This window comes from Arthrobacter sp. P1_H7 (assembly GCF_056405215.1).
Map to the genome: position 1 here is coordinate 193,177 of NZ_JBFUCO010000012.1, position 12,863 is coordinate 206,039.

13 protein-coding genes and 2 pseudogenes are annotated in these 12,863 nt (G+C 62.0%); 6 read left to right on the top strand and 9 right to left on the bottom strand.

The window, feature by feature from the left end; genetic code table 11:
* Positions 1-155: 155 nt before the first annotated feature.
* The 3 genes from AC1DXI_RS14205 to AC1DXI_RS14215 all read right to left on the bottom strand — a co-directional run bounded on the left by AC1DXI_RS14205 (position 156) and on the right by AC1DXI_RS14215 (position 2,377).
* Positions 156-617 carry a hypothetical protein gene (locus AC1DXI_RS14205; protein ID WP_230118795.1) on the bottom strand — a complete coding sequence of 154 codons (462 nt, stop codon included), beginning with the start codon at positions 615-617 and terminating at the stop codon, positions 156-158.
* Positions 617-1,048, bottom strand: a complete 432-nt coding sequence (locus AC1DXI_RS14210; RefSeq protein WP_230118796.1) for a Panacea domain-containing protein — start codon at positions 1,046-1,048, stop codon at positions 617-619. Before AC1DXI_RS14210 ends, AC1DXI_RS14205 begins: the two co-directional genes overlap by 1 nt.
* A gap of 1,047 nt (positions 1,049-2,095) precedes the next feature.
* On the bottom strand, positions 2,096-2,377 hold the full coding sequence (locus AC1DXI_RS14215) for a hypothetical protein (protein ID WP_230118797.1): 282 nt from the start codon (positions 2,375-2,377) through the stop codon (positions 2,096-2,098).
* Positions 2,378-2,789: 412 nt separating this feature from the next.
* Between AC1DXI_RS14215 and AC1DXI_RS14220 the strand changes: the two are divergent.
* Positions 2,790-3,873 (top strand): annotated as a pseudogene (locus tag AC1DXI_RS14220) (IS110 family transposase).
* A 693-nt stretch (positions 3,874-4,566) separates the two neighbouring features.
* Here AC1DXI_RS14220 and AC1DXI_RS14225 read toward each other — a convergent pair.
* The 6 genes from AC1DXI_RS14225 to AC1DXI_RS14250 form a co-directional block, all read right to left on the bottom strand.
* Positions 4,567-5,241: a hypothetical protein gene (locus AC1DXI_RS14225; protein ID WP_476939179.1), complete on the bottom strand. Its 675-nt coding sequence runs from the start codon at positions 5,239-5,241 to the stop codon at positions 4,567-4,569.
* 61 nt (positions 5,242-5,302) lie between these two features.
* Complete coding sequence (locus AC1DXI_RS14230) at positions 5,303-5,641, bottom strand: DUF202 domain-containing protein (RefSeq protein ID WP_476939180.1); 339 nt, start codon at positions 5,639-5,641, stop codon at positions 5,303-5,305.
* A complete protein-coding gene (locus AC1DXI_RS14235; protein WP_476939181.1) occupies positions 5,638-6,003 on the bottom strand; it encodes a YidH family protein in 366 nt (121 codons plus the stop codon). The genes AC1DXI_RS14230 and AC1DXI_RS14235 overlap by 4 nt, the downstream gene beginning before the upstream one ends.
* Positions 5,996-6,436 (bottom strand): pyridoxamine 5'-phosphate oxidase family protein, encoded by a 441-nt coding sequence (locus AC1DXI_RS14240; RefSeq protein WP_230118801.1) that lies wholly within the window; start codon positions 6,434-6,436, stop codon positions 5,996-5,998. Before AC1DXI_RS14240 ends, AC1DXI_RS14235 begins: the two co-directional genes overlap by 8 nt.
* 113 nt (positions 6,437-6,549) lie before the next feature.
* Positions 6,550-7,191, bottom strand: a complete 642-nt coding sequence (locus AC1DXI_RS14245; RefSeq protein ID WP_476939182.1) for a TetR/AcrR family transcriptional regulator — start codon at positions 7,189-7,191, stop codon at positions 6,550-6,552.
* Between the two features lie 3 nt (positions 7,192-7,194).
* A complete protein-coding gene (locus tag AC1DXI_RS14250) occupies positions 7,195-9,666 on the bottom strand; it encodes a glycoside hydrolase family 3 C-terminal domain-containing protein (protein WP_476939183.1) in 2,472 nt (823 codons plus the stop codon).
* A gap of 238 nt (positions 9,667-9,904) precedes the next feature.
* Between AC1DXI_RS14250 and AC1DXI_RS14255 the strand changes: the two genes are divergently transcribed.
* From AC1DXI_RS14255 to AC1DXI_RS14275, 5 genes and pseudogenes are all read left to right on the top strand, one after another.
* Positions 9,905-11,191, top strand: coding sequence for an MFS transporter (locus AC1DXI_RS14255; protein WP_476939184.1), 1,287 nt, complete (start codon positions 9,905-9,907; stop codon positions 11,189-11,191).
* Positions 11,192-11,240: 49 nt separating this feature from the next.
* Positions 11,241-11,477, top strand: coding sequence for a hypothetical protein (locus AC1DXI_RS14260; protein WP_230118803.1), 237 nt, complete (start codon positions 11,241-11,243; stop codon positions 11,475-11,477).
* The gene (locus tag AC1DXI_RS14265; RefSeq protein ID WP_230118804.1) at positions 11,474-11,764 is read left to right on the top strand and encodes a TniQ family protein; all 291 of its coding nucleotides are present in this window, start codon (positions 11,474-11,476) and stop codon (positions 11,762-11,764) included. Before AC1DXI_RS14260 ends, AC1DXI_RS14265 begins: the two co-directional genes overlap by 4 nt.
* A 308-nt stretch (positions 11,765-12,072) precedes the next feature.
* Positions 12,073-12,336, top strand: a complete 264-nt coding sequence (locus AC1DXI_RS14270) for an ABATE domain-containing protein (RefSeq protein ID WP_230118805.1) — start codon at positions 12,073-12,075, stop codon at positions 12,334-12,336.
* An 84-nt stretch (positions 12,337-12,420) separates the two neighbouring features.
* Positions 12,421-12,696, top strand: a pseudogene (locus AC1DXI_RS14275) (hypothetical protein); the annotation flags it as partial.
* Positions 12,697-12,863 lie beyond the last annotated feature (167 nt).

A 12,863-nucleotide genomic window follows, 5' to 3' on the forward strand; every position in this document is an offset into this window, starting at 1 on the left:
TTTCACATGTGGCGGTGACGGTGGGATTTGAAACCTCTCCCTAGCCTGCGCTGGCAGGGAAATCCCCTAGATTCCACGGAAAGTCATCACCCGAAATCACCCGTTATCACACCAGATGTGCCCAAAATGTGCCCAGGTTGTGCCCGAGCTTGCGTTTAGCCTGAAGGCCAGACCGCGTGCCCTGGATCCCACCACACGATGCTGAATTCATTGCCGACCCGAAAGCCCAAGAGACGCTGAACTTCTGTCACCTTCAGCCGCGCCAAGTCGTCGCGCCCGTTAAACTGCTCTGCGAGGCGTTTCGTGGCGTCCTTGTTAGGACATTTCGCCATGTCATAGTCCGCCAGGGCCCCCGTCCGCTTGGCATCATGGACGGTCATGCGCTCATAGTGCTTGAGCTTTTTAAGCAGTTGGATGTGATCAGCTTTGGCGATCTTTGTAAGCGGCCATTTTCCGCCGTGGTCGACGTCCGCAAAGCGGAACCGTAGGTGTCCTTCAGTGTTGAGTGGCGCGGCAACAGGAAGACGCCCCGGACCGGGGAAATCGGCGTATGGTGTCTTCTCATTTGTTGGGGGGACAGCCGGTATGCTCTTATTTCGGCTCCGCTTGTCGGCCATTACAGCGGGTTTGTGCCGACGAGCCCATCGTAGTACTCGTGGATGTCGACGTGGGAGATTTCAGTACGGCAGTTGGCTCCCGCCGGCAGATCCCCGCGGGCATTTCGCCAAGGATCCTCGCGGTGCGTCAGCTCGCTGAGTTCGTGCGCGGGACGTTCACCGTAGAATCCGAGGACGTTGTCGATCGAAGCTTTTTCGCCAGCGTCGAGGTTGTCAGAATTGCCCCACTGAGACCAGTCGCTCACCATAAACTGCCGCCGATGCTTCGCGTACAGATCAGGGGAGACCGGACCGTTGGCCCACGCCTCAATACGCTCGCTAAAGAGAGGTCGTTCTTCCCACACCAAGTGCCAGGCCTGGGAGTAGTACACGAGCTTCTGCAGCTTCATCGCTGACATGCTGCTCTTCTTCTTCAAAATGTAGGCCGCCACGTCATGAACATTCGCCATTCGTGCCTCACCGCTTCCCCCGCTACGGACCGTTGCAACGGTCGCCCACTAAATCTAAATGGGAATTCCACAGGTTATCCACAGAATTCCGATTGTTCTGCACCCTCTTATCCACAGGTACAACTGCACTTCAGTCTACATGTCTGGGCCGTCTGCGAGGTGCGGCGGGCGGAAGAGCGGCTACACGAATGGATCGTGCTCTGGCTCGGTCCGCCACTCGTCGGGCCTGTTCTGGTTGTCGCGGATCCAAGCCACTAGGCGCTGGACCTCGTCCACGTGCAGCAGGATTCGTTTGCCGAGCCGGGTGTGGATCCCTGAGGTTCTGCAGTAGCTGCGCAGCTTTGACTTAATGATGCCCAGGGCGGGTGCGACTTCCTCTGGCGTTCGGAAGGTCGGCTTTGGTGGCTCTGTCGCCGGCTGGGGCGCCTGCCCCACGTCTGGCTCAGGGATGGCTTACAGAACGTTGGCCGTGTGCTGGCTCAGGGGCCTTGTGGCCGCCCTTAGGCCCCTCACAGACGGCATCACGGACCTGCAGAAACACAAGCTCACGTTCTTTCATGTGCCGGACCTCAGGTTTCGTCCAACGTCAACTATCCGGTGCGGACGCCCGCACCCGAAGCGAGAAACTCACCTGCACATCTCCGGGTAGGCTTCGGAGTGCCAGCCTTGCGCCTGCGCGAGCAGCCCGGATCCCGACCCAGGTTTGACCGCTGATCGTTTGAGGGGTCACTGTGGCCGCCGAGGCTAGTCACGCATGTGTTCCAGCAGCCAGTGGGTGGACAGGGGGTGCGGCGCAGCGTAAAGGTCCTAAGGGCCGTGTTGGACCCGAGATGGACCTGGACCCGCCACAATTCGATGCTCACCAGGTCGCCGCTCCCGACGGCCGCGCTACGCCGGGTTCCCACCAGGTGTCCCGGGTGAACCAGTACTCATGTAGTGGTGCCAGAAACGAGCGGCTTCAGTTTTCATCTCCCCCGGATTGTTTGCGCCGACTGGATCGACTCAGCCTTTCTCCGGAACCCGGTGGACTCAGACTGGTTGTTGGGCCACCTCAAAGATCTCATCCATGTCCTCGGCCGTGCAGATTCCAGTGGCGAAGGCCCGGCGGATGACATCTTGCCTGAATCTCTTTGCACGGTTCTCGGTGGAGAACCCTTGACGGAGCCATACCGGGTCTCTCAATTCGAAATCGTCGCCAATCTCGATAGACAGATCCCAAGGGTTCTCTTCCGTGTCGTCAACGCAACATGAGATGGCGATGTTGTCGACCCTCGCCAGGTTCACGACGTAGTCGTCGATTTCCACAAACATTTAGACCTCCGGTGGTTCTGGGTTACGTGGTCCTGCGGGACCACGGTGCGCGGGCGGGTCGCCGCGCGACGAACGACAGCCTAAGCCAAAAAACCGTCACTGTTTCCCGCGCGACAGAGGCCAGATGGGAAGGATTTGCTCTCAATGTCGAGCCCAGCTACGCCTAATGGGGGTGTACCCGCAGGTCCCTTCGGGGGCATGCTGGGTATCCGAGCCGCTGGTGGGTGAGCACTTGCCGCGCCTGGCCCTTGTCGAGGCCTAGGTCTAGATCGTGCCCCCGCCGGCTGGTGGGGTGGGCCTGTAGCGCTGGTGGGGTGTCGTGCCGTAGAGCACTGATCCATTAGACCGCAGCCAGTTCCTTCCTCCCCCGCGTAGCGGCCCGGGACGAGTCCACAACGGAAGGACCGGGACAATGCTGTTCATCGGCGACGACTGGGCGGAGGACCACCACGACATCGCGGTCGTGGACGAGGCGGGCCGGTTGCTGGCGCACCGCAGGCTCGATGAGGGCGTGGCCGGGCTCGAGACGCTGCATGCCGTGATCGGAGGGTATCTGCCCGACGGCGCGGCGCCGGCCGATGTGCTCGTTGGGATTGAAACCGACCGGGGGCCCTGGGTGCAGGGTCTGCTGGCGTCCGGCTATACCGTTTACGCGATCAACCCGGCGCAGTCTGCCCGCTACCGGCAACGCACCGGCGCGGCCGGGGCGAAGTCCGACAAGGGCGACGCGCTGGTGCTGGCCCGGATCGTGGCTGTTGACCGGGGGCTGCACCGGGCGATCGCCGCGGACAGCGGCGTCGCGGAGGAGGTCAAGGTCCTGGCCAGGGCCCACCAGTCACTGATCTGGGCCCGGCAGCGGCAGGCGAACGTGCTGCGTTCGAACCTGCGCGAGTACTACCCGGCCGCGCTGGCCGCGTTCGGCGAGGACCTGCACGGACGGGACGCGATGGCTGTGCTCGGCGCCGCACCCGGCCCGCAGGCCGGGGCCCGGCTCACGTCCACCAAGGTCCAGTCGCTTCTGCAGCACGCCGGTCGGCAACGCTACGTGGCTGCCCGCTCCGGCGAAATCGTTGAGGCGCTGCACTCCCGGCAGTTGCCCGCCCGCCCGGGGGATCGAGGACGCCTACACGGCCACCACGGCAGCCCTCGTTGCTGTCATCCACGAACTCAACACCCAAATCGGGGTCCTGCAGAGGCAGGTGGAGGAATCTTTTGGCCGGCACCCGGACGCTGAGGTCTACCTCAGTCAGCCGGGTCTGGGGCCGGTGCTCGGCGCCCTGGACCTGCAGGCCTTCGCCGCACTCAGCGCCTCACCAGGCGCACGCGGCTACTACGACGCCCGCCGCTCACGCGGCGCCACGCACCACCAGGCCCTCCGCGCCCTGGCCAATCGGCTCGTCGGGATCCTCCACGGCTGCCTCCGCCGCCACACCACCTACAACGAGGACACCGCCTGGCACACCACCAACCAGACCCTTGAACTCCAAGCCGCTTGACAGCTTAGAACCGTGGGGTATCTAGACTTCCGGTTCTCGTCGGGCTGATTACCGGGATTCGCCTCCGTCCTCGCGCCCGCGCTGATTGCTCGCTGGTTCACCCGGTGTCGGCCGGACTGCAGCATCAGCACGCATGGCCCGAGAATGGGACCACGTCACATCTTGTATTTTCCGGCACCCCCTCAGAACTTCCAGGTCTGAGGGCAGGGGACAGCCTCGACGTGGTGGCAAGAAAGTCCGCCGGGGCACGTTCAGCAGGCAGGTGGATCCTCGTGTCGTGGTGGTCCTAGCTGCTTACTTTGGTGCGCTTTCTTCGCAGGGTTTACATTCGGCAAGCCGGTATCTCTCTGCCAGGGGCGTTGGCTGGGGCGGAAAGATCCGCGAAAACACGGGGGTTTTTGGCACCTACCGCCGATAAGAGAAATTATCGGCGGTAGGTCTGAACCGGGCATCAGAACCTATTTACATATGTTGGAGAACTCGAGTTTGGATACTCCTGGAGGCGCGAGCTGAGCTCCGACCTGGAACTGAGTCTGTCGCTTCGGACGATCTATTCGGCCGATCCAAAGTGACGCCAAGAGATGGCCGACCACCGGAATTTAATGTGCTGTTGCTGCCGCCGTTGCTCGAGCCCGTCAGGGGGAGGGAGTGCTGCGCTATCCGCTGCATGAAGACTACGCGTCGTCCTGTAGTTCACACCTGGACGTCGCTGACGTGGTGGCGCATTTGCTCGTGAACCGCGAGTTCACCGGCATCGTGTCTGTGGGTGCCCTGCCGGGCCTTGTCGGCGCGGATCTTGCTGACGGCTTTTCGACGTATGTCGGCCGGAATGTGCTGTTTGAGGTCCTCCAGCCCGACGAGTTTGGCAAGCTCATCATTCCCGTTTTCAGGGAAGCAGCGGCTGTGCCGGTCGTGGAATCGTATGAATACCGGCAGGGCTGGCCCGATGAACTGATCCCTGCAGACCGTTCCGCGCAGACGGTCAATGGTTCCCCGGAACATCCCAAAAGAAATCGCCCCAATGTTTGTGGCAGGTGCTGTTGGCCACAGCTGGTATACCGCAGCGTACCGGAGGGATACCCCGGAGCATTGGACGGTGAGGTTGCTTGTGGTCAGGAGGGACCGACGGTTCCAGGGAGATAGGTAGTTGATGATGTCCAAGGCCTCCAGCGGCCGAGCTTTTAGGCTCGGCCCTATGAGGCTTACACCAACTGACTGCAACAGGGACTTAAGTGCGGTTGGGTCATTGGTGCTGACGGCCAGCGTGAAGGCTGCAAGCCTGTTCTCGATGTAGTGGCGCAGCACGGATAGCTCGGACCGGTATTCCATATCCTCGAGGGATACATCGTTGGCAGGGTTTGGATTCACCCAACGAGCCAAATCGTGTCCTGCCCATGCGAGGGGAGCTGGAGTAGTGTTTATGCCGTCCTTAAGTCCGAATGGTAAGGACCAGGGCCAGTGAAACAGCCCCGGCAACCACGGTTGTGAAGCCAAGGGCGGCCGGGAGGAGCCCGTCGGCGGCTTGGGGCGGTTCGCCGTGAAAGGTCGTGAGGGTTTGGTGCTGCCAGAGGTATCTCCGCCGGACCAGGAGCAGCAAAATGACTGCTTCGAGAACACCTGCGAGAGCCAAAAGCAGCGACCATGGCCCGAGAGCCGGGGGCAGGACCCTCATCGCGGCCAGCGAGCCGACAAGTAAGGACAGACAAGTGCGCTGCCAGGCAAGCCCGGTGCGTTCTGGCTGGAGGCCGGGGTCGAATAGTGGGGTCATCTGAACAGGATTCCGAGCAGAATAAGGACCGCGACCGACACCAGTAGAACCGTCAGTGGGAGCGAGCACGGGCCGGAGGGAAGGGGGGAACTCTTCCGGAGGGCCTGTTCGGTCCTTTTCCATCCGGTCCAGGCTTGGATGGCTGAGAGTATCCCGGCGACGATCAGCAGGACCGAAGCGGTAAGCCTGTACCCGGAGTGGATACCGAGGCCGAGTGCCTCGAGAGCGACCCCGCTGGCGAGTAAAGCCAGTGCTGTGCGGATCCAGGCCAGGAAGGTGCGTTCATTGGCGAGGCTGAAACGCGCATCCGGTTCATTTCCCTGGCTGAATACCACTTTGGGAAAGCGGTTTAGTTCAGCCAACTGTCTCGCCTTTCTTCGGCTGCACCTGGAACACCGCATTGGAGTGTTCGATCCATTCGTCGATGCGGACCCTGACCGCGGTGCGGGGATTCCGGATCGCGTAGGGACCACCGAAGTAGTGAGCCGTCATGGCGTCGATGATCTGAAGGTTTTCGTCCTCAAAAAATTCGACCGCGGTTGCCAGGAGGGTGACGGCGTCTGTCCAGCCATTGTTCTTGAGAACCGTAAGTGACATGCGGGGGTCATCCCGGAGGTGCTGGAGGCGGCCGCCTCGGGAATTACCTGCAGCGATGCTCAGGAGGATGTGCTCGGCATCTTCAATCAGGTAGACGATCTGGACGCTTACAGGACGTCCGTCGGGGTCGACTGTAGCCATGACTGCGGGGTTGGGTTGGGAGATGAAGTCGAACACATGCTGGGGGAGGGCGGGCATGGTGGCGCGCTCCTTTCACTTTCTAAAGGGGTGTGGTAAACGCGAGGCGCCCCGGCCTGCGGTGCACGGATCCGGGATGCCGGTCCGGGCAGTCGGCCGGCGCGTCTCGAGCGTTACTTTTGGGGGGTTCCCCAAGCAGCGCGGAGCTGGTCCAGGTATACGCGGAGCTCTGTGACCATTGACATGGTGTGCGGTTCGGCCACCCATTGCTGCTGGAGCCCGTCGAGGACGGCAATGGTGTTGCGGACGATGGCGTCGACGGGGGCGTCAGGGAGAATTTCGCCCGTTCGCTTGCCGTCTTCGATCGCCTGGGTAAGCCATTGCCTGGTACTGCGGTAGTGATCGAGCATCCATTGGTTTGCGGGGTGACTCGTTTCGGTGGCTTCTGCGGAGATGCGAACGAACAGGCCGATCCACTCTGGACGGGTGGAGTTTCTGGCGACGAGGGCAACTAGGGAGTCGAATGCTGCCCACCCCAAGGGTGCGGCCCCTTCTCCGAAGAGGAATTCGCTGTCTTCCTTTTCCCGCTGTTCGAGCACGGCGGCAAGCAGCGCGGTCTTGTTTGGAAAATGGTGGAGCAGGCCCGACTGGGACAGTCCGGTCCGCAGGGCAACCTCGGCGATGGATGTCTTGTTGTAGCCGCTGGTGGAGAACAGCTCAATTGCTGCTTGGATGGCCTTGGCCCTGGCGATATCGCCGGCCTTTTCGGAGCGGTTTCGCTCGCGTTCGATGCGGTATCCGGGTGGGTAAGACATACCTTAGGACTCCTGTCCGTTCTCGAGCGGTACCGTGATTCGGGGATCGCCGAGGCCACGTGCAATCACGATGGAACCGCCGGAAAGCGGCAGCCACCGGTGTTCGTCCGTATCCCAGATCCGCTGGGTTCGCAGATCACAGTTGATGTGAACAGTACCGCTCTGTCCAGGGTGGAGGGAAACATGGCCCCAGCCGATGAGACGTACGGGCTGGCCGTCGTCGCGGGGGATGCGGTACACCTGCACGGTTTCCTTTCCGGATCGCTGGCCCGTGTTGGTCAGGGCGACGGTCACGGCTTTGACCCCTGCCTCGTCGCGGTCAATGATCTGCGTGGAGGTGTAGTCCCAGGTGGTGTAACCGAGACCGTGCCCGAACCAGAACAACGGTCTGACTCCAGACTGGTGCCAGCCGCGGTACCCCACATCGGTCCCTTCCGTGTACTCCAGGCGCCCCCCCGAAGGTGCTGTTTCCCAGGCCGGTCCTTCGCCGTCGTGAACGGGGAAGGTGGTGACGAGACGCCCTGCCGGCTCAATCTCCCCGGTGAGCGCTGCCGCGACTGCGTCGCCTGCTTCCTGCCCCGGAAGCCCGGCGAAGAGCACGGCGTCGACGTCATCGAGCCAGGGCATGAGCACTGGGGTGGCGGCGTTTACGACGACGACGGTACGTGGTGCAACGGCCGCGACGGCGGCGACCAGTGCGTCCTGCTCCCCGGGCAGAGCCAGCGTCTTTTTGTCCTGGCCTTCGGTTTCCTGTTCCTGGGTGTTGCCGACGACGACAATCGCGGTGTCAGCAGATGCTCCCGCTTCCACAGCCTCGCGGATTGCAGCTGCGGCCGGCCGGGCGGCAGTCGTGACCACGAGCCCAATGATCCTCATCTCGAAGTGCGGTCCCGTTGTGGCGGTGATCCGTGCCCCGGATTCCATGGGCACGACCGAAGCGTGGCTCTTAGGCCTGTGAAGGCCACCGCCCGGGCCATCGTGAGGGGTTACTGTGAATGACTCGTGGTGGCCCGGTGCTGTTACTGTCCACTGGCCGGGCCCGATGACGCCCACGCGCATCCGGGCCGGCGAGGGCAAGGCAACCTCGGCGGAAAGTTCGATCCGGGCTGCCTGGGCAAGCCAACCGTCGTCGGCTACCTCAAGCTCGGCCACGCCAAAGTGCCGGGACTCCAGGACGTTGCCCTCCTCGTCGAGAGCCCGGACCCGCATGCCCGGAGTGCCGGTGACGGGATCGCGCACAACTGAGGCTGGTGCGGAAAGCATCCTTGTCCTGGTTTCGACTCCGTCCACGACGGTGACGCCGCCTGGCCAGAGCGCGGATGCGAGGCCGTCGGCAATAGTCACTACATGCGGGGGGCGAACCCGGGCGGAACCGCCTCCCTGAGCGACGGTGTCGGTGGCATGGCGTCCGATGACTGCAACATTGCCGGTTCCTTTGGCGAGAGGAAGCACGGAGTTCTTGTTCTTTAGCACGGTCATGCCATGGGCGGCTATCCGCCGCAGCTGCTCCCGGCGCAGGCTGCTGTCAGGACGGGGAATGTCAGTCGGCCAGCTGCGCAGTTGCCCAAAGGCCCCAACCCGGGCCGCGAGAATCAGTAGGCGGCGGACATGGTCATCGACGGTTTCTTCCGCGACAGCACCGGAACGGACGGCTTTCTCAAGGGATTTACTCCAAACCGTTTCGGGCCCGGGCATCACCAGATCCAGGCCGGCATTTGCACTCTCGGCTGCCCGCTTGGTGGCAAACCAGTCGGACATGACAAGCCCGTCAAAGCCCCACTCCCGCTTCAGGATGTCATTGATGAGCTCGCCGTGCTCCGTTGCCGTGACACCATTAATGCTGTTGTAGGAGGCCATAAGGGTCCACGGATGTGCGTCCTGGTCCACTATTTCGAAGGGCAGCAGGTAAAGCTCGCGGAGCGTCTTCTCGTCAACTACGCAGTCGACGGTGGTGCGCTGGGTCTCGGATTCGTTGGCGAGGAAATGCTTCGGGGACGCCCCGATTCCCCTGCTTTGCAACGAGCGGACATATGCGGCCGCGAGGACACCCGTCAGGTACGGGTCCTCGCTGAAGCACTCGAAGAGCCGTCCACCCAGAGGGCTGCGGTGGAGGTTGATCGTGGGTCCCAGGACGATGTGGGTCTGCTGGTCCATTGCTTCTTCTGCGAGGATCGCGCCAACCTCCTCCAGGACCTCCGAACTCCAGGACTGTGCCAGCAGTGTGGCGTTCGGCAGCAGGCAACTCTCGCGACCGCCGACAACTTCTTCCCCGCGGACACCCGTGGGGCCATCGGACATCACGATTTCTTTCAGGCCAATGGATGGTTCGGCCCAGAGGCTGAACATCTTCGCTCCCGACAGCAGCCTGATTTTCCCTGCCAGATCAAGTGACCTGAGCGCTTCGTCAATGAGAACAAGGTCAGCCTTTCCGGGGGAAGGCGCAGGGTGTGGAACATCAGGGGCGTGGACGCTCATCGTGAGACTCCTTCGTCAAAGGTAGCGGCTGGCCGGGTGACCAGTGAAGTTGTGTGCTGAATCACAAGACTAGCACAACCGACCGAGTGCACGGTCGGTATCATTTGCGATGATACTCCGAGATGAAAAGTAACGTTTTGATAAACAGACCGCGCACTCGGTCGGTATCCTGTACTGTGGTTTCTATCACACCGGGCTTCTCTGGCTCGGATATCTCCCACAGAAAGCAATGAGACCCATGGTTGTGTCTGATTCTGTTGCAGGACCCGAAGCGTCCAAGGCTTGGTCCGCTGCCCCACTACCCGTCGAAAAGGCAAAAGCAAGCGTCATCGCGACGATGGTGCTGGCCCGGCTGGGGCTCATGATCGCCCTTTTTATGCCGATCGCGGCCGGGATGACGATCAAGGTGCAGTCCTTGGTCGCACCACCTGAAGTTGCCTCTACGCTCGGTGTCGTCATCTCGATGGGCGCCTTCGCCGCTCTCCTCTTTGATCCCGTTTTTGGCCGGCTCAGCGACCGCACGATCGGTCGTTTCGGCCGCCGCCGCCCATGGATGGTCGCTGGAGCGCTGGGACTCCTGGCATGCCTGACCGTCATTGCCATGGCACCAAATGTCGTGGTTCTAGGCATAGGCTGGTTCTTCGCGCAGGCCCTCGGCAACGCTGCGGTCGCTGCACATACGGCCACCCTGGCGGACCAAGTACCCCAATGGCAGCGCGGCAAAGTCAGCGGCATGATCGGCATTGCCTCCCAGGCCGCCTCCTTGGGGGCAGCGTACTCGGCGAGTCTTTTCGGACAGAACATGCTCCTGCTCTTCCTGGTTCCCGGAGTCCTCGCACTGGTCCTGGTCCTTGTCTTTGCATTCGTACTGCCGGACCAGCCGATGGAACGCCGGCCTGCATCTGAAGGCGGCCTGCGAACCGCCTTGAAGACCTTCTGGGTAAACCCCCGCCAGAACCCGGACTTCGCATTCGCCTGGATCTCACGCTTTCTCGTTGTCCTGGCAATGTTCATGTTCGTCACGTTCCGGCTCCTGTACCTGCAGCAGGACCTGGGCCTTTCCAAACAGGACGCGGCGGGCGCCCTGGCAACCGGTGTCCTCATTTACACCCTGGCCCTCGTTACCGCAGGGCAAATCGCCGGATGGATATCGGACCGGACTGGTCGGCGAAAGGTATTCATCTGGATCTCAGCCCTAATCTTCGGTATCGGCACGTGGATGCTGAGCCTGGCCGCCTCCACAAGCGGGTTCTATTGGGCCGAACTTGTCATCGGCATCGGCTTCGGCATTTACATCGCTGTTGACCTGGCCCTCGTCCTTGACGTCCTCCCTAACCCCGACGACACGGCCAAGGACCTCGGAGTATTCAACGTTGCCATGGCAGGTCCCCAGACACTTGCCCCCGCGGTCTCAGCCGTACTCCTGTCAATGGGCGGAGGCAGCTATGACCTCCTGCTTGCCGTGGCGGCAGTCATTGCCCTGCTGGGCGCGCTAACGATCCTCCCCGTGAAGAAAGTGCGATGACCCCGGCATTCGGACATATCCATAACTGCAGTTTGAGGATTGTGAGGAGTTGGACGACAACGCACCTCTGACCAAGGGCGAGCAAGTGCCCGGCTGGAAAATCCAGCCGGGCACTTGCATCAAAGCCTGGAAGCGCCCTCAACCAACGAGGTCTCGATACGATGCCGACGGGGCGATCGCCGCCGTGGAAAGCGGTGAAGAAAGCATCAATCACCGCACCCTGGTCATGGCCGACTACGCAGGACTCACCCAAAGGCGGCGCTTGTTCGAACGAGAACTGATGTGAGACCGCCAGAACGCTGGCCCCTGCACCAGGCACCGGCAGAAACGGAATCGCTGTCCTCCTGGCTGCGGCGGATCGCCGCCAGCTACGGCATGTACTCCTACGAGTTGCTCGAACACGGACTCGGCCACCGGGAACTTAGCGACCCCGAGCTGGATCTGGACCCGCCAATGCACCTGCTCGAAGAGCTCGGCAGGCGCACCGGTCTCGGCCATCTCCGCGTAAAGGCCATGACGATGGCCGGATGGGTGCCATGGCTTGATTGTGTCAACTTGATTGGAGCCCGCTAGGACGGCCAGAACGGTACCCAGGGACTGGCAGCGACTCGGTCTCGCAGGTCTTGGTGCTGCAGGCTATGGCGCCAGCCTCAATTTGCTCCGAATTTTCTTATGGCGTCCCTAAAGCGGTCAGAGCGGAGGAATGTTTCTCGTCGTTCGGCCAGCATGAATCGACGAAACGGCGCCAGTTTTTGCAGCCGCACCAGGCGCCGAAGAGCATCCCAGCCTCGCACTGGTCAATAGCGCAAGCGAACTGCCCGGAGGCAGGCGCTACGACGAACTGAACAGCCCTGAGGCCGCCACGGCTCGGCTGTTGGCACGTGACCTCATCGCATCAGATTCTGCACTGGAGGAGCACTGCCCGGGGCAGGCTCGCAGCCCTGCGCGATCTCTTCACCGCGCACACCACTGGAGACGTCCACACGACAGCGGCCGTGCAGGCTCTAAATCGTGCGCTGACTTGTGCACCCTGGGCGCTCCTGCTTCAGTTCGACCCGGAAGCAGGTTTTACCCGCAGCGCCAACCATCCCGTGACACGGGTCGTCGAGCACGTCATGGCCGTCATCGCCGACGACGCTGCCTAACTCCTAAGCGGCGACCAAGCATCGGCGGTCGCGTCCTGCGAAGCGGACGGGTGCCAGCGATTCTTCCTCCGCACCCACGCACGCCGGCAATGGTGCTCAACCCGATGCGGCGACCGAGTCCGAGCCGCACGCGCCTACGCGCGCCACACAGCGCATGAATCAGTGTGTTGCCAAAGCCAACTTCGGGCCGAGGGGACAAACACACACACCTTCAAAGTAATTTTGCGATCGAAGTCCGGCCCACACATCTTCGTAGCAGGCCGCAGTGATTCGTTCCGGCTCCAATGGCCGGGGTATAAAAAGCAAAAGGACCTGCTAGACGTACCTCGAGGACGGTGCTGTTTAGTCTCATATCCCTAGCGTTTTGAGGCACTAAGGTTTCGAGCTGTGGAGCCGCTTCGCGGCGTTGTGGTTTGAGAAAACGGCCTTGTGGCTGGGTTGGGTAGCGGCGGATGATGGCGGTGCCGCGGTCGACGCCGGTGTGTCTTAGTGCTTAGAGCCTGTTTTCGAGCGTGGTGTGGAGGGCT